The organism is Paenibacillus sp. Pae15 (genome assembly GCF_024519685.1).
GTDB classification, from domain to species: Bacteria; Bacillota; Bacilli; order Paenibacillales; family NBRC-103111; genus Paenibacillus_G; species Paenibacillus_G naphthalenovorans.
Genome location: NZ_JALJRM010000003.1, coordinates 216,056 through 235,968, shown reverse-complemented (window position 1 = coordinate 235,968; position 19,913 = coordinate 216,056). Strand labels below are relative to the sequence as shown.

19 protein-coding genes and 1 CRISPR repeat array are annotated in these 19,913 nt (G+C 50.4%); of the genes, 12 read left to right on the top strand and 7 right to left on the bottom strand.

Annotation, left to right across the window (positions count from 1 at the left end; all coding sequences use genetic code 11):
- Positions 1-44 precede the first annotated feature (44 nt).
- On the top strand, positions 45-335 hold the full coding sequence (gene cas2, locus NR121_RS04170; protein WP_054820100.1) for a CRISPR-associated endonuclease Cas2: 291 nt from the start codon (positions 45-47) through the stop codon (positions 333-335).
- Between the two features lie 168 nt (positions 336-503).
- Positions 504-1,465: a CRISPR direct-repeat array (repeat unit 32 nt; unit sequence GTCGCATCCCATGCGGATGCGTGGATTGAAAT).
- A gap of 155 nt (positions 1,466-1,620) precedes the next feature.
- Here cas2 and NR121_RS04165 read toward each other — a convergent pair.
- On the bottom strand, positions 1,621-1,878 hold the full coding sequence (locus NR121_RS04165; RefSeq protein ID WP_256830593.1) for a hypothetical protein: 258 nt from the start codon (positions 1,876-1,878) through the stop codon (positions 1,621-1,623).
- A gap of 362 nt (positions 1,879-2,240) precedes the next feature.
- Here NR121_RS04165 and NR121_RS04160 point away from each other — a divergent pair, with 362 nt between their 5' ends.
- The 7 genes from NR121_RS04160 to NR121_RS04130 all read left to right on the top strand — a co-directional run bounded on the left by NR121_RS04160 (position 2,241) and on the right by NR121_RS04130 (position 7,458).
- Positions 2,241-3,203, top strand: coding sequence for a VOC family protein (locus NR121_RS04160; protein ID WP_062407240.1), 963 nt, complete (start codon positions 2,241-2,243; stop codon positions 3,201-3,203).
- 50 nt (positions 3,204-3,253) lie between these two features.
- On the top strand, positions 3,254-4,099 hold the full coding sequence (locus tag NR121_RS04155; RefSeq protein ID WP_054818009.1) for an alpha/beta fold hydrolase: 846 nt from the start codon (positions 3,254-3,256) through the stop codon (positions 4,097-4,099).
- Positions 4,089-4,787 carry a GntR family transcriptional regulator gene (locus NR121_RS04150; protein WP_062407241.1) on the top strand — a complete coding sequence of 233 codons (699 nt, stop codon included), beginning with the start codon at positions 4,089-4,091 and terminating at the stop codon, positions 4,785-4,787. The genes NR121_RS04155 and NR121_RS04150 overlap by 11 nt, the downstream gene beginning before the upstream one ends.
- 49 nt (positions 4,788-4,836) lie before the next feature.
- Complete coding sequence (locus NR121_RS04145) at positions 4,837-6,132, top strand: aromatic ring-hydroxylating oxygenase subunit alpha (protein WP_062407243.1); 1,296 nt, start codon at positions 4,837-4,839, stop codon at positions 6,130-6,132.
- On the top strand, positions 6,125-6,628 hold the full coding sequence (locus NR121_RS04140; RefSeq protein ID WP_062407251.1) for an aromatic-ring-hydroxylating dioxygenase subunit beta: 504 nt from the start codon (positions 6,125-6,127) through the stop codon (positions 6,626-6,628). The genes NR121_RS04145 and NR121_RS04140 overlap by 8 nt, the downstream gene beginning before the upstream one ends.
- A 30-nt stretch (positions 6,629-6,658) precedes the next feature.
- Positions 6,659-6,859, top strand: a complete 201-nt coding sequence (locus tag NR121_RS04135; RefSeq protein ID WP_054818007.1) for a hypothetical protein — start codon at positions 6,659-6,661, stop codon at positions 6,857-6,859.
- Between the two features lie 113 nt (positions 6,860-6,972).
- A complete protein-coding gene (locus NR121_RS04130; RefSeq protein WP_062407253.1) occupies positions 6,973-7,458 on the top strand; it encodes a GNAT family N-acetyltransferase in 486 nt (161 codons plus the stop codon).
- 56 nt (positions 7,459-7,514) lie between these two features.
- Here NR121_RS04130 and NR121_RS04125 read toward each other — a convergent pair whose 3' ends face one another.
- Positions 7,515-7,955, bottom strand: a complete 441-nt coding sequence (locus tag NR121_RS04125; protein WP_062407254.1) for an Hsp20/alpha crystallin family protein — start codon at positions 7,953-7,955, stop codon at positions 7,515-7,517.
- 290 nt (positions 7,956-8,245) lie between these two features.
- On the opposite strand from NR121_RS04125, the gene argS reads away from it, so the two are divergent.
- Together argS and NR121_RS04115 are read left to right on the top strand one after the other, a co-directional pair.
- Positions 8,246-9,961, top strand: coding sequence for an arginine--tRNA ligase (gene argS / locus NR121_RS04120; protein ID WP_137669957.1), 1,716 nt, complete (start codon positions 8,246-8,248; stop codon positions 9,959-9,961).
- A 74-nt stretch (positions 9,962-10,035) separates the two neighbouring features.
- The gene (locus NR121_RS04115) at positions 10,036-10,230 is read left to right on the top strand and encodes a YqzE family protein (protein ID WP_062407258.1); all 195 of its coding nucleotides are present in this window, start codon (positions 10,036-10,038) and stop codon (positions 10,228-10,230) included.
- 226 nt (positions 10,231-10,456) lie between these two features.
- Here the strand turns inward: NR121_RS04115 and NR121_RS04110 are convergent, their stop codons facing one another.
- From NR121_RS04110 to NR121_RS04100, 3 genes are all read right to left on the bottom strand, one after another.
- A complete protein-coding gene (locus tag NR121_RS04110; RefSeq protein ID WP_054818016.1) occupies positions 10,457-11,392 on the bottom strand; it encodes a hypothetical protein in 936 nt (311 codons plus the stop codon).
- A 167-nt stretch (positions 11,393-11,559) separates the two neighbouring features.
- The gene (locus NR121_RS04105) at positions 11,560-12,537 is read right to left on the bottom strand and encodes a YqhG family protein (protein WP_054818004.1); all 978 of its coding nucleotides are present in this window, start codon (positions 12,535-12,537) and stop codon (positions 11,560-11,562) included.
- Between the two features lie 2 nt (positions 12,538-12,539).
- On the bottom strand, positions 12,540-14,348 hold the full coding sequence (locus tag NR121_RS04100; protein WP_256830571.1) for a DEAD/DEAH box helicase: 1,809 nt from the start codon (positions 14,346-14,348) through the stop codon (positions 12,540-12,542).
- Positions 14,349-14,557: 209 nt separating this feature from the next.
- Here NR121_RS04100 and NR121_RS04095 point away from each other — a divergent pair, with 209 nt between their 5' ends.
- Positions 14,558-15,403, top strand: a complete 846-nt coding sequence (locus NR121_RS04095; RefSeq protein WP_256830569.1) for a lipoate--protein ligase family protein — start codon at positions 14,558-14,560, stop codon at positions 15,401-15,403.
- 73 nt (positions 15,404-15,476) lie between these two features.
- On the opposite strand, the gene NR121_RS04090 is transcribed toward NR121_RS04095, so the two are convergent.
- On the bottom strand, positions 15,477-15,803 hold the full coding sequence (locus NR121_RS04090; RefSeq protein ID WP_054818015.1) for a DMT family transporter: 327 nt from the start codon (positions 15,801-15,803) through the stop codon (positions 15,477-15,479).
- Positions 15,804-16,067: 264 nt separating this feature from the next.
- Positions 16,068-16,907, bottom strand: a complete 840-nt coding sequence (gene dat / locus NR121_RS04085; protein ID WP_054818003.1) for a D-amino-acid transaminase — start codon at positions 16,905-16,907, stop codon at positions 16,068-16,070.
- Between the two features lie 392 nt (positions 16,908-17,299).
- Between dat and NR121_RS04080 the strand changes: the two genes are divergently transcribed.
- Positions 17,300-19,900, top strand: a complete 2,601-nt coding sequence (locus tag NR121_RS04080) for an adenosylcobalamin-dependent ribonucleoside-diphosphate reductase (protein WP_256830567.1) — start codon at positions 17,300-17,302, stop codon at positions 19,898-19,900.
- The last annotated feature ends 13 nt before the right edge of the window (positions 19,901-19,913 follow it).

Here is a 19,913-nt window from a genome sequence, read left to right as displayed (position 1 = left end):
CAAGCGGACGCATGGATTGAAAATTGTGAAAGTAGGTGATCGGGCTGCTGGTATTGGTTACGTATGATGTAAGCACAGTTAGCAGTTCAGGGCGAAGAAGACTGCGTCAGGTATCGAAAATATGCCAGAATTACGGCCAGCGTGTACAAAATTCAGTATTTGAGTGCGTTGTCGACGCCACTCAATTTGCTGTTTTAAAATTAAAGCTCCTTGATATTATTGATCAAGAACAAGACAGCCTCAGATTCTATCAGTTGGGCCATAATTACAAGAGCAAGGTAGAACATATTGGTGTGAAAGAGTCTTTTGATTTGGAAGGCCTTCTAATTTTATAGTGCGAATGTGTAGTGCACAAGGTTTTCCGGGGACATTCGCACCGGGAAAATGGTTAAAACCCCCATTTTGTTTACAGTTTTATCCATATTATTTCAGAAATTCATTGATTTACGCGTATTTTTGATCATAAAAATGGAGTTTCAGGCATATTTGAATCAAAAATCGCTGTCGCATCCCATGCGGATGCGTGGATTGAAATATTGTGGCCCACTCCTATGGCTCACGAGGCAGGTGGTCGCATCCCATGCGGATGCGTGGATTGAAATTTCCTCCAATCATGCCCGACGGGACAACATTGTTGTCGCATCCCATGCGGATGCGTGGATTGAAATAGATAGATTATGAGTCACTAGGAAAAGTCACAAAGTCGCATCCCATGCGGATGCGTGGATTGAAATATCTGGTCAAGTATTTTTAGCCTGGAATGCAAATAGTCGCATCCCATGCGGATGCGTGGATTGAAATATTGTTCGAGTAAAGAACGCAGCCACTTTTAAAGTCGCATCCCATGCGGATGCGTGGATTGAAATTGGAACAAGGGGAAAACGTCAGGAGAAGCCCCTTGTCGCATCCCATGCGGATGCGTGGATTGAAATAAAAAATGATTGACATGTTCGGCACGGCGGGAGTGTCGCATCCCATGCGGATGCGTGGATTGAAATACTATACAGAGTATAACATGGCTGTTGATAAAGTCGCATCCCATGCGGATGCGTGGATTGAAATGCTACGGCCATAACCGTATATTCGGTGTTAGCATGTCGCATCCCATGCGGATGCGTGGATTGAAATGACTACAGCGATATGAGGGTATCTCCAAGCAGTAGTCGCATCCCATGCGGATGCGTGGATTGAAATTCACACCAAGCGAGCACGTTGACCATATCATTGCAGGTCGCATCCCATGCGGATGCGTGGATTGAAATAGGATGAGAATCGTAATGGTGTAGTGCATTACCATAGTCGCATCCCATGCGGATGCGTGGATTGAAATTTCCAGCCTAGTATTTCAGCGGCTTCATTAACTCCGTCGCATCCCATGCGGATGCGTGGATTGAAATTTTTATTGAGATATCACCAGAACGTTGATAAGATAAGTCGCATCCCATGCGGATGCGTGAATTGAAATACCGCAGATTAGAAGGGTTATGAAACTATGATTTGCTTCGTTATCCACCCAGTAGCGCGAAGAGCCAAAACTATTCACTTTTTGTATAATTCATGTTACTGCTAACGCGTAGTGTCGGCGGTTGACGGTGTAATTTGTCTTGCTGGTGCCGTAGATCAGACAGTGTGTACATACCTTGTTGGCCGGGCGGCACCACTGGAGAAACGATAAATCTCGTCGATCGCACCATCCGAAAAGATATCATGCTCCGCACCGGCGGTAAGCCATATGCCGCTGGATGTAAGCGCCAGCCTGTGCGCGGTCGAAGTGCGATTGCACTGCAGTTCAATACATTGGCGGATCGCAGCGTTAGCGTGAAGCGCAAGACGCTCCCACAACTCGCTTTGTCCTCTCGTCCGCATCCATACATACAAATAAGCCCTTCAGACTTTGTCTGGGGGGCTTATTTGCGTACATCCGCATCCAACCCATCTATAAAGTGATTTTTTGGGAAAGCGGTCAACTGGAACTTCATTTTACAGCTTCGCATTCGTCCGGTTATGGCATGCGGAGCATTTTTTCTGTCTTTTTAATTTCTCGCTGCATTCTTCGAGGCATTGGGGGTTAGCTTGACTCCGACAACACGAATAATATCAGGCTGCATCCGCTGGATATATATTTTTTACAGGTATTGACATCACCGGTGTTAAAATGTTAGTATTTCATTAAATCAAAAAATAAAGCGCTTTCATTCCCGATTATATGATTGATTTCAACCTATTACGGAGGTGTTAAAATGTTAGTTCCGGAAATTGCAAAGCTTGGCCATGTTTCATTGGTTACCCCTGATTTGCAGAAGTCATTATGGTTCTTTAAAGAAGTGTTGGGATTGGAAGAGATTGAGCGTGCGGGAGGCGCAGTTTATTTACGGGCTTGCGGGGAATTCGAACATCATAGTCTTGTCTTGAAGCAAGGGGATCGTGCGGTCGTAGACCATATAGGTTGGCGTGCCAAAAGAGCAGAGGATGTAGAGAAATTCGCTGTACAGTTAGAAGCGGCGGGTACAAAGATTCAATGGATTGAGGCGGGGCGGGAAGCCGGACAGGGGAAAGCGATTCAATTTAAACTCCCCAGCCAGCACACGTTTGAGATTTATTATGAAGTGGAGAAACCGAAGGCTCCCCAAGGAGAACGTTCCGGCCTGAAGAATCAAACGCACAAATCATGGGCTCGCGGGATATCGCCGCGCAGAATTGACCATGTGAATCTCTGGACTTCACATGACCCGGGATCGGTTCACCAATGGTTGTCGGAACAGCTCGGTTTTAAGATGCGCGAATACGTAAAGCTGAATAACGGGAAGGTGATCGGAGGCTGGATGAGCGTTACGCAGCTAGTTCATGATGTAGCGATGATGGGGGCGCATGACCCTGAGACTCCGGCTCGATTCCATCATATTGCCTATTGGTTGGATAATGCGCAGGACGTACTTCGAGCGCTCGACATCCTGCGGGAAAACGGGATTCAGATAGACCTTGGTCCGGCAAAGCATGGGATTAGCCAAGCGGTCTGTGCGTATGTGAGAGATCCCGGAAGCGGACACAGGGTGGAATTGTTCAGCAACGGATATTTGATTTTTGATCCGGATTGGGAACCCGTTGAATGGGGACAGGAGGAATTTGGGGTGGCTCTTCAATGGTGGGGGCCGGAATATACTCCGGGTCATGGTCATGCCATGGATGAAACAACGGAGGCTTAAGTTTAATCATTTCCGATGATGACTATTATTGAGGAGAGAGGAAAACGAACATGGTAAACATGAATATACGCAAAATAAAGACGGGTTCATACTCAACTTATCTTTGTGAGTCGGGAGAACAGAACTCCGAGACGGTCATCTTTCTCCATGGCGGAGGTCCAGGAGTAACTGCGGAATCCAACTGGAGGGATGTGCTTCCCGGTTTTTCTGGATCTTATCGCGTTGTCGCTCCTGATTTGGCAGGTTACGGCAATACGGATCATCCAGATCCTGTGCCGCAAGGCGGGTTGATGGGATGGATGCGTCTAAGGGTAGAGCAAATTCTGACATTGATGGATGAACTTGATATTGCCAAGGCACACTTGGTGGGAAATTCCATGGGCGGGGCTCTCGCGCTTCATCTTGTCATGACAGCGCCTGAGCGCTTCCAGAGTGTGGTTTTAATGGGGAGCGCCGGCGCGCCGTCTACTCCGACGCCGGAAGTGATTCGCATGTTGAATTTTTATAAGGATCCGACTCCTGCTGCGCTTGGAAATTTGCTGAAGTGGTTCGTATACGACGAAAATATAATTGGCGACAAATTAAATCAAATCGTTCAGGAGCGTTTTGAAGAAGTCATGCGGCCAGAGGTTCGCAGATCTTATGAATCGATGTTTTCAACGTCGCCTGCTGAGGTTATTGTACCGCCGTCAGCTCTTAGGCGCATGAATATGCCGTTTCTGCTTGTTCATGGCAGGGACGATCGTTTTGTATCCGTAGACTCCAGCGTTTATATGCTGCAGCATTTACCGAACGTACAGCTTCACGTGTTTGATCGTTGCGGTCACTGGGCGCAGTTGGAGCGAAAAGAGAGTTTTACAAAGCTGGTGACGGATTTCTTTAAAGGTGAATTTTAAGCGAGAGCTGGTTGGGTTTGTTATAGCCATGACAATCACTCCCGTTGAAAAAGGAGTGGCAGATCTGAAGAAAGATAATGCCTATATGTATATAAAAAATCGCATTCTTGACCGTGAGTGGGATATAGGCTCTGCGATCAACGTCAACGAGATTTGTCAGGTGCTGAATATGAGCCGTACTCCGGTACTGGAGGCTATCTCACGCCTGGAACGGGAAGGCTTTCTTTCTATTATTCCACAAGTAGGAGCTTTTGTCCGCAGACCTACCTCGAGCGAATTGTTTGAACGACTTTTGATGCGAGGCTCGTTGGAGGCATTAATGGTTGAATGGGCCGCGCGCAAAATCGAGAAGACGCAGCTGGATATGATAGATGCCGTGCTTAGACGCATGGAGGAACCCGGAATATCCATTGTCGATTATGCGAATTTGAATCGGGATTTTCACAGGATCATTCACGAAGCCTCGGGTTTATCTTATATTCAAGGCTTGGTGGAAGAACATTGGGATTTTTTCGAGTACGCAGCCGCCCTGGATAAAGTGTTTAAAGAACATCGGATGGCCCGGTCGTTGCTTGAGCACCGAATGATATTCCATAGTTTGAAAGACGGTAATTCCACCCTGGCCAAACAATTAATGGAGCAGCATGTAGTCAGAGTAGCGTACCTCGTAAAAGAGGAGAGCGGCTGATTTCATGATTCCAATCTGATTCACGCATGAAGAGGAAGGGGAATGGTAAATGAAATTGTTGGATCATTATGTCAATCTGGAAACGGGTTCAATTAGTCGTAAAGTGAATTATGATCCGGAGATTTATCAGGATGAAATGGCGAAGATCTTCACCAAGACATGGCTTTTCGTTGCCCATGAAAGCCAAATTAAACATCCTGGCGATTACATCACCAACTATATGGCTGAAGATCCGGTTATCGTAACCAGGGATGGTACAGGCAAAATCCATGTATTCTTAAATTCCTGTCCCCACCGGGGGATGAAGGTTTGCAGTGTAGATGCAGGAAACTCAAAATTTTTCCGTTGTCCGTATCATGGTTGGACCTTTGAAAACAACGGAAATTTGATCGGCGTACCCGAACTCCAATATGCATATTACGGCGAACTGGATAAATCGAAAAACGGTCTAATCACCGTTCCACGGGTTGAATCGTATAAAGGTTTTATTTTTGCCAATTGGGACCCGAACGCGCTCCCGCTAAAGGAGTACTTTGGTAAAGATCTGCTCTGGTATTTGGACACTGCCTTCGAAAGAGCTTTAGGCGAATTTGAAGTGGCAGGTCCCATCATGAAACAAAAAATTAAAACCAATTGGAAAATTTGCACCGAAAACTTTGGTGACGATTATCACGTGCTGTACACTCATGGATCCGCTTTCAAAATTGGCTTTATGCCGCCTTATGATCAATTGGGAGAGTACAACGCCTATTGTGATCATGGTCATAGCGTAGGCGATATACCCAAATTTGGGGTGGGTCTGGAATTGGATCGGGCCATTGCGAAACAAATTGGACCTGAAGCAGAACAGTACGTTGAACAGATTGACCAAAGACTTAAAGAACGGCTTAGTCCCGAGCAGGCGAATTTACACCAAATCGGGCAAATTCTGATATTCCCGAATCTAACCTTTCTTACCTTTGGCTGCTTCCGAGGTATTCATATTTTCCAATGGCATCCTAAAGGAACAGATGAAGTTGAATTATGGCAGATCAGTTTGTATGACAGTGAGGCGCCTGATCAAGCCAAACAATTCGCGAGAATTTTCTCACAACGGGAAAATGCTCCGGCCGGTTTATTTGCCGCCGATGACGGATCAAACTTTGAACAAATTACCGAGTCCACCAAGCCGTACGTTTCGAGGCAGCATCACTTTAATTATTCGATGGGTATCCGTCATGAGGGGGAAATCAAAGTACCAGGTTTGCCGGGACATCTTGGCCGGCATTATTCCGAACAAAATCAAAGGAATTTTTATCGGTACTGGCTAAAGCTTATGAAGGAGGAAGGGATTTTCCATGAATAACCACTTGGAACTTCATAAGGAGATTGAATTATTTCTTTATCACGAAGCTCACTTGCTGGATCAAAGTGATTTTGAAGGTTGGTTGGATTTATTTACAGATGACGCCCGTTATTGGATGCCAACCACCGAAACAAGGGATGTTGATCAGAAGCAGTCACCTTTAAAACAGGAGTGGCATCTCATCGAGGACGATAAGCCATTTTTGCATAAACGCTACGAAAGATTGCAAACCCGATTGGCGCATGCGGAACAACCTAGATCGAGGACAAGAAGACTGGTGACGAATATTCTTATTAAAGAGAATCATAACAATCAAAAATTGCTTGTCCTTTCAAACTTTATTATTTTCCAATCCAGGCGCGACAATGAAGAGAGTTTTTTTGTGGGGCGGCGCGAGGATACTTTGGATCGTTATGGCGATAAGTGGAAAATTTCCAATCGTTCCATCTTTCTTGACCAACGAATTTTGCCGCGGGCCATTTCGATTTTTTTCTAGCGGCTCATTCACAGCTCCAGGGGGTAATCTATGAGAATAACAAACGAGTTTGCAAGCGTTATGGTTGAAATAGATTCCAATGGGAACTCCCATCGACTGAAAATACAGGATTGCCGAACAGGCAGAGTGATCTATTTGGATGCCCTGCAGCTGGAAAGCTTAACGCGGCAATCGGATCAGATTTTCCGTGAATTTCTGCAGTACCCCTTTGGTCCGGAAAAGGAAAATTAAATGTAAAAACAGGCTGGAATTCATTCAGAGGGTCATGATATTCTGAGGAGGAATGATTTTATGTAAAAGTTACCTGATGTCAAAAAGCCTTTGAGAGGAAAGGAAAGCTCCAAATGAACATAAGGCAGGCAGTTGCAGCGGATCTCCCATCTATTCTGGACATATACAACGACGCGGTTCTTCATACGGTGGTTACGTTTGATACGGTTCCCAGAACCATGGAACAGCAGGAGCAGTGGTTTGAGCAGCATGGGAAATCTTATCCGGTTCTTGTAGCAGAGGATAACGGTCTGGTAACCGGCTGGGCGTCGCTCAACCGTTACTCAGACCGGCTCGCCTATGCTCGTACGGCCGAGCTTTCCTTATACATTCGGGACGGGTACCGCGGGCATGGGCTTGGCAAGACGATGCTGGAAGCGATTCTGCGGGAAGGGAAGACCGCCGGATTGCATACGGTGCTCTCCCGCATCACGGAAGGCAACGACAACAGCATTCATATCCACCGCGTGTTCGGATTCGAAATGGTGGGCACCATGCGGGAGGTCGGCTTTAAATTCGGGCGGCTGCTGGATGTGGTGCTGATGCAAAAAATGCTGTAGCTCAACAAACGGACCCCATGCCAATGCATCGGGGTCCGTTTGGTTAACGTCAAGCTTTAGTGAAACTGCACGTCGATTCGGCGGCGCGTTTCCTTTGGCGCTTTGGGCATCCGCACTTCAAGAATGCCGTTCTTGTACGATGCCGTGGTTCCTTCCTCCATCACCTCTGCGGGCAGGGCTATGGACCGGTGGAAGCGTCCGGTGAAACGCTCCTTGCGGTGAAACTGCTCTTCCTTGACTTCATTGAACCTGTTGATGGTCCCGGAAATCGTCAAATTATGAGGCTCGACCTGAATGTCTACGTCTTCTTTTTTGTCCAGGCCGGCAATTTCGCAATGGGCGATAACCTCATTCTCCGTTTCGTGAACGTCAATCCGCGGTGCGCCGAATTCCTGATTAAATCCGAATGCGGCAGGCAGCCCCTCATTAAAAAAACGGTCCATTTCCTTTTTCAAATGATCAATACGCCGGAACGGCTCAAATGGAACTAAAGCCATGAAATGATTCCTCCTGTAAATTCAGCATAGGTTCACCATATATTTTGATGAAGAAAATGATTAGATATGCATGGGCAGGCGAGGGAAGTGATGGCAATAAAAGCGCATGGTTTCGCCATAATCGCGCTTGACTCGTATTTTGCGTGCCGATATAATGGATGGTATGCAAAGGCTGGCAATTTTCGCATAATGCCCCGAATGGAGGCACCCCTTAAGGGGTGCTTTGTTGCATCAAGGGGTACCATGCGGTTGCCGCAGCGTTCAACGGAATGAAAGGAGCATGACTTGTCATGAATTATAAACAATGGCTTGCGGAGCAATTGGCCGGTAAGCTTGAGGGCGTATCCCGGGAAACGCTGGCGGAGCTTATCGAATACCCGCCCAATCCGCAAATGGGAGATTTATCGCTGCCGTGCTTTAAGCTGAGCAAGCAGTTGAGAAAGGCGCCCCAGGCGATTGCCGAGGAACTGAAAGCGGGTTGGAGCGGACATGCCTTGGTCAGCCGTATCGATGCGGTATCCGGTTATTTTAACGTATACCTGGATCCGGAGCAGTTCGCTTCGCAGGTCGTAAACGAAGTGCTGACTCAGGGCGACCGGTACGGCGCTCAAGATATCGGGCAAGGCCGCAGCGTCGTCATCGATTTCTCTTCGCCGAATATCGCCAAAACCTTCCATATCGGCCATTTGCGCTCTACCGTGATCGGCAATGCGCTGTATCGCATTTTCAAGTTCATGGGCTACAACAGCGTAGGCGTCAATCATCTGGGCGATTGGGGAACGCAGTTCGGCAAACTGATCGTCGCGTATAAGCTTTGGGGCAACCGGGAGGCGGTAGAAGCCGACGGCATAGGCGAGCTGCAGAGGTTATATGTGAAATTCCACGATGAGGCGGACATCCATCCGGAGCTGGAGGATGAGGCGCGCGGGTGGTTCGTCAAGCTGGAGCAGGGAGACGAAGAGGCACTGAAGCTTTGGCGCTGGTTCGTGGACATTAGCTTGAAAGAATTTCAGAAGATGTACGATCTGCTCGGCGTTACGTTTGATTCTTATGCGGGCGAGAGCTTCTACAACGACAAGATGGCGGCCGTCCTGGAAGAGCTGAAAGCAAAGCAGCTGCTCGAGGAAGACGATGGGGCTCTCCTGGTCCGTTTGGACGATTATCAGATGCCTCCGGCGCTGATGGTGAAGAAAGACGGAGGCACGCTGTACCATACGCGTGACGTTACAGCGGCCATTTATCGTAAAAACACATATGATTTCGACAAAGCGATCTATGTTACGGATGCCGGACAAAGTCTTCACTTCAAGCAGTGGTTCAAGGTGATTGAGCTGATGGGTTATGACTGGGCAAAGCAGCTTGTTCACGTGCCTTTCGGTAAAGTCAGCCTGGAGGGTGCGAAGCTGTCTACACGCAAAGGCAACGTGGTTAATCTTGAGGAGCTTCTGACCAAGGCGATTGAGAAGACGCGCGAGATCATCGATGAGAAAAACCCGGGCATGGAGAACAAAGATGAGGTGGCGCGCGAGGTTGGCGTTGGCGCCATTATTTTCAACGACCTCAGCAACAACCGGATTAAAGATATCGTCTTTTCCTGGGATGAGGCGCTCAATTTTGATGGGGAGACCGGTCCTTACGTTCAGTATACGCATGCGCGGGCTTGCAGTGTGCTGAGAAAAGCGGAAGCGGACGGAGGGGCTGCCGCCGGCGCAGGCGCTCTGGCCGCGGCTCATCTGACGAATGCCGAAGCCCAAGGCGTATTGCGGGAGCTGTACCTGTTCAAGGAGCGGATCGAGCAGGCGATGGACCGGTTGGAACCGTCCATTATCAGCCGATATTTGGTGGACCTGGCGCAAAAATTCAATCATTTCTACCATGAATGTCCGATACTGAAAGTGGAAGACGCGGAACTCCGTCAGGCCCGTCTGGCCCTGGTCCGCTGTGTAAGCATTACATTGAAGAACGGCCTTTCCTTAATCGGACTGAAAGCACCGGAGAAAATATAAATCATCCGTCAAGTAACCGAAGGTTTGCCGCGGCCGCAGCTTGCCCATACTACGGGAAGGAGGCTGATCGAACCATGGAGAAAAAAGAGGAACTGGTCAAATATGTAACCCAGCAGGTCGTAAAATATATTGACACCCCTAAAGAGGTGCGCAAACAAGTCAAAGCCGGCAAAAAGGTTGGCCGGGAACCGTGGCAGTACCGATGGTTTGGCATGCTTCCTTTTGTCCTTCGCATGTGGATGGAGCCGCTGCGGCGAAAGCGCGGATAAGTAAGGATTGCAGCATGGTATCATTTGGGTTGCGCAGTTGAATTGGGCGGCAGGCCTGTCTCCGGGAAGGAGGCAGGCCTATTGCTGTTCTTCTGCGAATGATGGCCTGAACAAAAAAAAGAAAAGCTTCTGGGTTCCATAGCGGCCTGATACCTGATGCACTGATGCACCATGCCGCCCATGAAGAAGGAAGCTTTTCTATATAAGGAAGAGAGGAGAAAAACCGTTAGGGATAAAATCCGCCAAGCGGATTGATCGTATGGAGGGGGAGATAGCGATCGTCATCCTGTCGAACCCCCACGTAGCTCTCGCCGCCGGACCAAGCCTGATAACCGGTTACAGGCAATGGCACGTGGACCCTGCCGCCATATAGCTCGGCTGCGAAAATGGGCTTGCGTCCTTGATCGATCCACTTCTGCAGCAGCTCGAAGCGAACGAGCGTCTCCGGCTTGTTCTTCACCCAGGGAAGCCGTTCATAGGCTTCCGAAGGCTCCGTTTGACCGGCTGCTATTATAGTATTCAAAGCATCCGAATCGGTGACCGGGAGCGGTTTCACCAACAGGCCTGAATCGGCCGCGGGCAGTTGGCTGTCGTTGGTCAACGGCAGCTCTTCGCCGGATTTGGCGTCGATATACCAAACCCGGTCCGCCTGCGGTGCCGTGACCTTCCAGAGCGCCTCAAGAGGATTATAATATATACGTTCCAAGTGATAAGGATATTCGATAATGTCAAGCCGTACCAGACTGCGGGACAGCGTCTGCATGCTGAAAAGCGGGTAAGGGCCTTTGCCGTATTCGATCAAACGGTATGTATCCTGTCCGGAGGCTTGAACGACCAGATAGCCGGCTTCCTGCCCGTCCACCGTAATCATGACAATCCATCCGTGTGTTCCCGGTCCGAGCGGATAGGTTGTCCAAGCGCCTTGTTTCCATTGCTCGAACCCTTGTTGGGACGCCAGCTCCCGGATGATACGGTCCACCGCGTTCTGAAGGGATGGGGCTGAAAGATCACGCTGTATGGCCGGCTGCACCTGCAGCGTCTGAACGGCCGGCTCCTGCGGCGCTGCCTGCACGGCGTCAGCGGGCCATGAATCCAATGTTGCCGCAGCAAGCAGGCTTGTACTAAGGAGCAGTGACGTCAGATAGTAAAGAAGCTTATTCATCTTATCCATACACCTGCTTCACTTGAGAGTCGGTTCATTGGGCACTATGCGCTCGCTTGGCGAATATGCCTTATACTTTAAAGCATATGCGCTGAAAAGTTTGTTAGAACCTGTAGCCTTGGCCTGAAAAAGTTTCCCGTAAATTTGTTTTAGTTCGGGGAAGTTCGTCACCGGTTTGGTTCCTGCATGGAAAGAAAATGAAACAAACCGCAATTTATGGCGGATATTTGAATGCGCGGTCGGTACTGCCACTCCACTTCCTGAAGGCGGGCGGTAAACCGCGCTTCAATTTCGGCCTTGTCGTCCTGTCCGGCATCCTGAAGCAGAGGCTCGTAATAAGCACGTACCCGGTTCATTTCATCCTTGAGCCGAAGCTGCGCTTCCTGCGCCCATCGGTGATCGTATTCAGCCATCTTCTTTTCCAAGTAATCCTCGAGATAGATCACCGCCCGGGGGAGTGTGATCCGGTCCGGTGTGACATAGACATGGGCAGGCAGTCGCGGAGTCAGCTTTTTGCCGGCTAAACGGTCATGGAACTGCTCGATAATATCACCGGTCTGCAGCTGAATGCCCAACGAATGGATTTCACTGCGCTTCATGTCGCAGGCGAATTCCACTTTGTAGTTGACGCCAAGCCATGTTTCGTAAGGGATCGTCGCCGCTTGCTTGGGCTGCTCCGGCGCGTACTGCTCGAACAGCCTCACGAACCGGCCTTTACCGCGGACGGCGGAGAAGATCTGTTCGAGCCGTCGGCTGCCGTAGGTCAACTCGTCACGAGGAACGCGGGCAGTGAAGACCGTGGGCACGAAGCCGAAGTAGCGGCCCAGAATACTGTCGCCTTGAGGCTGCGGCGTACCGGGTTGAGCTGCAGGCTGTACCGCAGGAGCGGCCGGCACATTTTGCGATCCCTGCTGCGGATGAAGCTCCCGATAGGCTTCGGGATCGAAAATGAACGTGCAGGTCATGGTTTCCGGTACGGCCCCGGTCCGTTCCACAAAGCTCCAATAATACGGCCGCTGCGTTAAAGCTTTGTCGGCGGAAGGGGACAGCTTGACGGTGATGTAGGCGGGATGCTTTTCGAGAATGTCACACTGCTCGGCCTCCAAATAGCGCAAAACGTAGAACTGGATTTCCTGCGCATTCATGCTTATGGCTGCACCTCCCCGCTGCCGTATTGCTGGACTCTAACCGTGTGCAGGGAGGAATTCACCGGATTCAAAACCCCCGCCGATTCGTTTAATTCTTGCTCCACCTGGGATTTCACCACCGTGAACGACCGCCCCAGATCATCGAGCTGCCGGCGGATTTCGTCCTTGCTGTTGGAGGTGAGGATCATTTTGGCCAGATGCGACTCTAAGGATGTTTTTTGCTCAAACCGTTCCAAAATCGTATCCAGCTGACCGATCACCAGCTCAAACATGTTAATTTTCTCATGCAGCAGGGAGAGAATATGCTCTTCGATCGTCCCGAGCGTCGACAAATTGTAGATTTTGACGTCTTCCTTCTGTCCGAGCCGGTGCACACGGCCGATCCGCTGCTCGACCCGCATAGGATTCCACGGCAAATCGAAATTGATCATGTGATGGCAAAATTGAAGGTTGATTCCTTCTCCCCCGGCCTCCGTGGCAATAAGCACTTGGGCGCGTCCCCGGAACAAGTCCATCATCCAATCCTTTTTGCCGCGGTTCATCCCACCTCGGTAGGGAACGGCCGGAATTTTATGTTCCTTTAAATACTGCAGCAAATATTCCTGGGATGCGCGGTACTCTGTGAAAATAATCGTTTTATCGTTAATGGACTCGATGAGCTCCAATACCTTTTCGGCTTTCGTATTGGCTTTGACGCCGCGGATTTTCTCCACAAGCTCCCAAATCCGCTGCCGGAGGGGTGAGTTTTCATCGGTTTTTTTGAACATGTTGACCAGCGTAATAAAGACGGCATCCCGGCTGGAGCATACTTCACGCTGCAGCGTGACAAGGGAGAGCATGCTGCCGATATCGCCTCCGGACTCCTGATAGCGTGTTTTGACGAAATCGGTTACTCCATCGTACAGCGCCTGCTCCTCGTCCGATAACTGGAGCGGAATATTGCGCACAATACGTTTGGTGAAGCTTACGTTGCCGTCGCTTCGGCGGTTGCGGATCATGACCTTGCTCAGCTCCTGCTGGAGCTGGTCCTCGTTCTTGGGGATGCGTTTGCCGACGACATAATTGGACTGGAAGCTGTCTTGTCCGCCAAGCTGACCCGGCTTTAGCAGCGTAATCAGGTTGTACAGCTCCTTGAGATCGTTCTGAACCGGCGTTGCCGTCAGCAAAAGGCAGTATTTTTTACGCAGCTCGTTGATAAAACGGTAGTTGGTTGTTTTTTTGTTTTTCAGCTTGTGCGCTTCGTCGACGATCAGCATATCGTATTCAATGCCAAGCACGATGTCCCGGTGCGGATCGCGCTTAGCGGTATCCATCGAGGCGACGACAATATCGTTTTGCACCCACATATATTCTTTCTTTTGCGCCACTGCGGGGATCCCGAACTTTTGATTCAGCTCCCGGACCCATTGCAGCACCAAAGAAGCGGGAACGAGAATGAGCACTTTTTGAACCAGGCCCCGGATCATGTACTCCTTGAGGATGAGTCCCGCCTCAATGGTTTTGCCAAGCCCTACTTCATCGGCAAGAATGGCCCGTCCCCGCATTTCGGTCAGCACTTTTTTGGCGGTTTCGATTTGATGCTCCATCGGAACGAGGCTCGGCAGATGGGTCAGGCATTGAAGCTCGTCGAAGCTGCGGATGAGTCCGGCCTGCTCGGCCTCGAGGGCGAGCCTGAACATGACGGGGTCATCCCAGGGGCCGTTGTGCAGCGCCCTCTCATGCAACTGCTCAAACCATTCTCTGTCGTAATGGAGCTCTACATGTTCATTCAGCTGCCGCACGTGCTCTTTTCGCTCGGTTGGTTGCATTCTCACGCGCTCCTTTTTTGGTGATTCAGTAAGTATAGACAAGGCCTAAAGTTAATTTTTAGTATGTACAAATTAGGGGCTTTCAAACCGTACGGTAATGTTTTATGATGGGGTAACAGCGTAATTGCGACGGCGATTTCTGCGCGTATGGCATTAAGACACGCTGTGAACATGGCGGGCTGACGTACAGTAAAGGAATGGTGATATAGATGAACAGAGAATGGCGGTTTATCCGTTCGGGCTTTGGCGCGCCGGATTACAATATGGCTGTGGATGAAGCGATTCTGACGGCACATAGCGAAGGCCTGGTTGCTCCAACCGTCAGGTTTTATGGATGGGATCCCGCAACGCTGTCGGTCGGTTTTTTTCAGAAAGCTTTAAGCGAGGTGAATTTCGACGCGCTGGAGCAGGAAGGCATCGGCTTTGTCCGGAGGGCGACCGGAGGGCGCGCCGTGCTTCACGATAAGGAGCTGACGTACAGCATGATCGTGTCGGAAAGCTATCCCGGCATTCCGCGGAGCGTCACCGAGGCGTACCGTGTGCTCAGCGAAGGGCTGCTGCTCGGGTTTCGCAAGCTTGGGTTGTCGGCGGAGATGGTCCAGCTGGAGAATGAAGAAGACAAGGAGAAGTACGCATCCATGGGTTCGGCTGCCTGCTTCGATTCTCCGTCCTGGTACGAGCTTGTCGTAGAGGGAAGGAAGGTGGCCGGGAGCGCGCAAACCCGGCAGAAAGGCGTTGTGCTTCAGCACGGCTCGATTCTTCTGGATCTCGATGCGGATCAGTTGTTCAGATTGCTGCGCTTCTCCAGCGAGCGCGTGATGGAGCGGATGAAGCAGCAGTTTTTAAAGAAGGCGGTTGCGATTAATGAAGTGCGCGGCGGAGCGGGTCTGCCGAGGGTGACATTGACCGAGGTGGAAGAGGCTTTCCTGGCAGGCATTGAAGAAGGGCTGGGGATTCGGCTGGTCCCGTCAGAACTGACGGCCTATGAACAGGAGCTCGTCGAACGGTTAAGGGTTGAGAAGTACGGCAATTCAGAGTGGAATCTCCGGAGATAGCGGTCTCCGGTTTTTTCGTTTTGGCCACGAAGCTGTGACAGACCATGATCACAAGACCAACATGCCGGCAGCATCAGGATTTGACGGTTCTCAGATTTAATACAATCACTCCCGCAATAATAAGCAAGACTCCAACCACTGTGTTTAAGCTCAATTTTTCTTTCCAAACCAGAAAGCCGATGAGCGCAGTGGCGGCCGTACCGACTCCGGACCAAATAGCATAAGCGATGCCCAAGGGGATTTGCTGCAGGGATAAAGAAAGTAAATAGAAGGCCGCCGAAAAACCGATGATGACGCCAATACTAGGAAGTAATTTGGTAAACCCCCCGGATGCTTTCAGCATGGAAGTGCCGAACAGTTCAAATCCAATCGCCAAGGCCAAGAATAAATAAGCTTTCAATGCCGTTCCTCCTTCGTTAAAAGCCTGCTGCGCCGCCAAATCTGATCCGGCTCCTGAAGCTTCTCTAGGAGCGTCTCCGGATGTAGAGTGACACCTGCAAGCAGACCGGAGCATCGTCCATAAAAAACACTGTACCGTCTGGACGGTTTATCTGTCAATCCCACATTTTCGGCTGATCCGCCGGCCAACGGTCAAAAGCCGCACGGCAGGTACTGTGCGGCGGCGTAAGGCACTTTGGTACAGGGGATACTGTAATGTGATGGACTAGAACGAAATCGTCTTCTCAAACTCGTTTTGCAGCCTGTGGGTGATCTCTCCCGGACGGCCGTCGGCTACGGGGACGCCGTCGACGGAGATGACAGGAGTGACTTCCACGGTCGTACCCGTGATGAAAACTTCATCTGCGGCGCGAAGCTCTTTCAATGTAAATGGCGTTTCCCGAACGGAGAGGCCGAGTCCTTGAGCCAGCCGGAGCACAACCGCGCGGGTGATGCCGTGCAGGATCAGATGGTTGGCAGGATGCGTAATAACGGCGCCGTCTTTGACGATCATGATATTGGATGCGCTGCATTCCGTTACGGTGCCGTTGCGATGCAGAATGACATCGCCGGCTCCCTGATCCACCGCATGCTGCTTGGCCAGGACATTGGGCAGCAGATTTAATGTCTTCAAATCGCAGCGGAGCCAGCGGATGTCTTCCATCGTCACGGCCGAGATGCCTTCTTTCATGGTGTTCAGCGGACGGCGGGCATCGGTGGTATACGCCATCAGGATCGGCTTGGTATCCGCGGGAAACGGATGTGAACGCGGTGCGGCTCCACGGGTCACCTGCATGTACACGGTACCCTCGGACAAGCCGTTGATGCGGATCAGTTCTTCCAGTCGTCCCGTCAGCTCCCCGGAAGGAAAGGGAAGCGGAATTCTCAAAGCAGCGGCGCTTTTCTCCCAGCGCTCAAAATGAGCCGCGGCTTCATACAGCCTTCCATGATATACGCGAAATACTTCATAGACCCCATCGCCAAAATAATAACCGCGGTCTTCGGGAGAAATCTGGAGTTCTTCTTTTGAAACGAACCGGTCCTGATATAAATAAGTTAAGGACATCAAGAAACCCTCCTGTACAATAGAGATACGAACATATGTTTGCATAAATTCAGCGAACATGATACACTATTTCTAGACTAGCAATCCGCCGATCGATTGTCAAAACCGCCTGCGGATTGCCGCCCTGTCGGATTTCAATCGAATTTGTAACAGGGGCTTAAGACCCTTTTTTATGAAGAAAAATTGAATGTTTTGTCGAAAATGGTGAAAATTTTAGAGATGAAAAAGAGAGCTATAGAGAGAAAAAGGAAGCTTTCCGCCAGCGTGCTTGGACTAAATCGCCAATTTCGTTTTTTTTGTATTAGAAACACTATATATTGTATTGTATAATGGATCCTACATACCATATATTGTGATTCATCTTTTTGAATATATTCCGGGAGGTTATTGTTTTGAAGACCATGCAGGAGACCAAATTGGAAGGCTTAAGCGAGAAAATTTTTCTGGATCGCTACGCGATGAAGAATGCGGATACCAGTCAAACGAAGGTTGGAGATACAGTATTGGTGCTGACAAAGGACGACCCTAAATTTCCTGCCAAGGAAGTCGGCGAAGTCATCGAGCGTAACGGGAGACAGGTCAAAGTCAAGCTGCGCAGCGGTGAGGTTGTCGATTCCTCTGTAGAGAAGCTTACATTAACCTTGGAAAAAACGCCTCAGCAAATGTGGGACCGTTTGGCCACTGCTATGGCTTCTGTGGAAGCGACTCCGGAGAAACAAGCCGAATGGACCGAAAAGTTCCGGTACATTCTGGACGACTGGAAGCTTGTACCCGGCGGACGGATTGCCGCAGGCGCCGATGCTAGCGATGAGCTGACGCTTTTCAATTGTTATGTAATTCCTTCTCCGCATGACAGCCGTGGAGGAATTATGGCCACGCTGTCCGAGATGACCGAAATTATGGCCCGGGGCGGCGGTGTAGGGATTAATTTATCCTCTCTCCGTCCGCGCCGTTCCATTGTCAGGGGAGTCAACGGGTCTTCAAGCGGCGCCGTTTCCTGGGGCGGACTGTTCAGCTATACAACGGGCTTGATCGAGCAGGGTGGCAGCCGCCGCGGCGCGCTGATGCTGATGATGAATGATTGGCACCCTGACGTATTGGATTTTATTACCGTCAAACAAACGATGGGGCAAATTACGAATGCCAATTTGTCCGTATGCGTCAGCAACGGCTTCATGAAAGCCGTGAAGGAAGATTTGGATTGGGAATTGGTGTACCCGGACACGACGGACCCTGAATATAACGAGATTTGGGACGGGGATCTGGAGAAGTGGAGAAAAGCGGGTAAGAACATTATTCATTACCGTACGGTGAAGGCCCGCGACGTGTGGCATACGATTATCGAATCCGCCTGGAAATCCGCGGAACCGGGCGTCGTATTCATGGAATACTACAACCAGATGTCCAACAGCTGGTATTTCAATCCGATCATATGTACAAATCCTTGCGGGGAGCAGGGGCTTCCGGCTTGGGGAGTCTGCAACCTGTCGGCAATCAACCTGTCCAAGTTTTACGACGAAGAAAAACATGATGTGGCTTGGGACGAGCTGGCGACGGTGGTCCGTTATTCGACACGGTTCTTGGATAATGTCATTGACAAAACGCCTTACCATTTTGAAGAGAATCGGATCAACCAACAGGGAGAACGCCGCATAGGCCTTGGCTCCATGGGTCTCGCCGAGCTGATGATCAAGCTGAACATCCGTTACGGCAGCACGGAATCGCTGATGTTTCTTGATAAGCTTTATGGCTTTATTGCGAAGGAAGCATATCTCGCATCCGCAGATATTGCGGAAGAAAAGGGCTCCTTCAAGCATTTTGACACAGAACTGTTCCTGCAAAGCGGTTTTATGAAGACGATGACCTCTGTTTATCCGGAAGTCGGCGCAGCCATCAAGAAGAAGGGGATGCGTAATGTCACGGTCATTACGCAGGCGCCTACCGGAAGCACGGGTACGATGGTTGGCACATCGACCGGGATCGAGCCTTACTTTGCGTTTGAATATTACCGTCAAAGCCGTCTGGGCTTCGACAAGCAATATGTGCCGATTGCGCAGCAGTGGAAGGATCAGCACCCGAACGAGGAGCTGCCGGATTATTTCGTCACTGCGATGGACTTGTCCGCAGAAGATCATATTCGTGTACAAGCCGCCATTCAAAAATGGGTGGATAGCTCTATCTCCAAAACGGCCAACTGCCCTGCCGACTTTACGGTGGAAGAAACGAAGCGTCTGTACGAGCTCGCCTTTGATTTGGGTTGTAAAGGCGTAACCATCTACCGTGACGGAAGCCGCGACGTACAGGTGCTCAGCACAGACAAGAAGGACGATAAGGCTGAGGAAGCAAAGGGAACGGAAACGCAAGCAGCTCCTGCTGCAGATGCAGTCAATGCGAAGGAACAATCCTCCTTGACCGGCCTCACCCAATCGTTGGCTGTGAATATCGACGCGAAGACGGAGCAGGTGTTCGACAAGCAGTACAAACGCCGTCCGCAAGCTCTCCGCGGCGCAACCTACAAGTTCAATACGCCTTTCGGCATGGCTTATATCACGATTAACGATATGGATGGAAGCCCGAGCGAGATTTTCCTGAACGTGGGCAAGGCCGGTTCCGATGTATTCGCGATGTCCGAAGCGCTCGGCCGCGTCTGCTCATTGTTCCTTCGCTACGGCGACCACGGCAACAAGGTGCAGCTTTTAATCAAGCACCTGAAGGGCATCGGCGGCTCCGGCGCGATCGGGTTCGGCGCCAACCGCGTCGAATCGATTGCCGACGCCGTCGCCCAAGCGCTTGAAATGCACGTCAATTTCTCCAACAGCGCGGAAAACTACGTCACCGCCACCCAGGAAGTCGTCCAGGAGACAACAGCTCAATATGCAGTAACCCGCAGCGCAGCCACATCCCTTGACCTGTGCCCGTCCTGCGGCTCCGCCTCACTGATCAACAGCGAGGGCTGCAAAAATTGCAGCAACTGCGGCTACAGCAAGTGTTAACTCGGGTATGATT

What these genes read in the sequence shown, in the direction of transcription:
- NR121_RS04160 (WP_062407240.1), top strand. Translation starts at nt 2,241, where the DNA reads ATGTTAGTTCCGGAAATTGCAAAGCTTGGCCATGTTTCATTGGTTACC.
- NR121_RS04155 (WP_054818009.1), top strand. Translation starts at nt 3,254, where the DNA reads ATGGTAAACATGAATATACGCAAAATAAAGACGGGTTCATACTCAACT.
- NR121_RS04145 (WP_062407243.1), top strand. Translation starts at nt 4,837, where the DNA reads ATGAAATTGTTGGATCATTATGTCAATCTGGAAACGGGTTCAATTAGT.
- NR121_RS04140 (WP_062407251.1), top strand. Translation starts at nt 6,125, where the DNA reads ATGAATAACCACTTGGAACTTCATAAGGAGATTGAATTATTTCTTTAT.
- NR121_RS04135 (WP_054818007.1), top strand. Translation starts at nt 6,659, where the DNA reads ATGAGAATAACAAACGAGTTTGCAAGCGTTATGGTTGAAATAGATTCC.
- NR121_RS04130 (WP_062407253.1), top strand. Translation starts at nt 6,973, where the DNA reads ATGAACATAAGGCAGGCAGTTGCAGCGGATCTCCCATCTATTCTGGAC.
- NR121_RS04125 (WP_062407254.1), bottom strand. Translation starts at nt 7,955, where the DNA reads ATGGCTTTAGTTCCATTTGAGCCGTTCCGGCGTATTGATCATTTGAAA.
- argS (WP_137669957.1), top strand. Translation starts at nt 8,246, where the DNA reads ATGAATTATAAACAATGGCTTGCGGAGCAATTGGCCGGTAAGCTTGAG.
- NR121_RS04115 (WP_062407258.1), top strand. Translation starts at nt 10,036, where the DNA reads ATGGAGAAAAAAGAGGAACTGGTCAAATATGTAACCCAGCAGGTCGTA.
- NR121_RS04110 (WP_054818016.1), bottom strand. Translation starts at nt 11,392, where the DNA reads ATGAATAAGCTTCTTTACTATCTGACGTCACTGCTCCTTAGTACAAGC.
- NR121_RS04105 (WP_054818004.1), bottom strand. Translation starts at nt 12,537, where the DNA reads ATGAATGCGCAGGAAATCCAGTTCTACGTTTTGCGCTATTTGGAGGCC.
- NR121_RS04100 (WP_256830571.1), bottom strand. Translation starts at nt 14,348, where the DNA reads ATGCAACCAACCGAGCGAAAAGAGCACGTGCGGCAGCTGAATGAACAT.
- NR121_RS04095 (WP_256830569.1), top strand. Translation starts at nt 14,558, where the DNA reads ATGAACAGAGAATGGCGGTTTATCCGTTCGGGCTTTGGCGCGCCGGAT.
- dat (WP_054818003.1), bottom strand. Translation starts at nt 16,907, where the DNA reads ATGTCCTTAACTTATTTATATCAGGACCGGTTCGTTTCAAAAGAAGAA.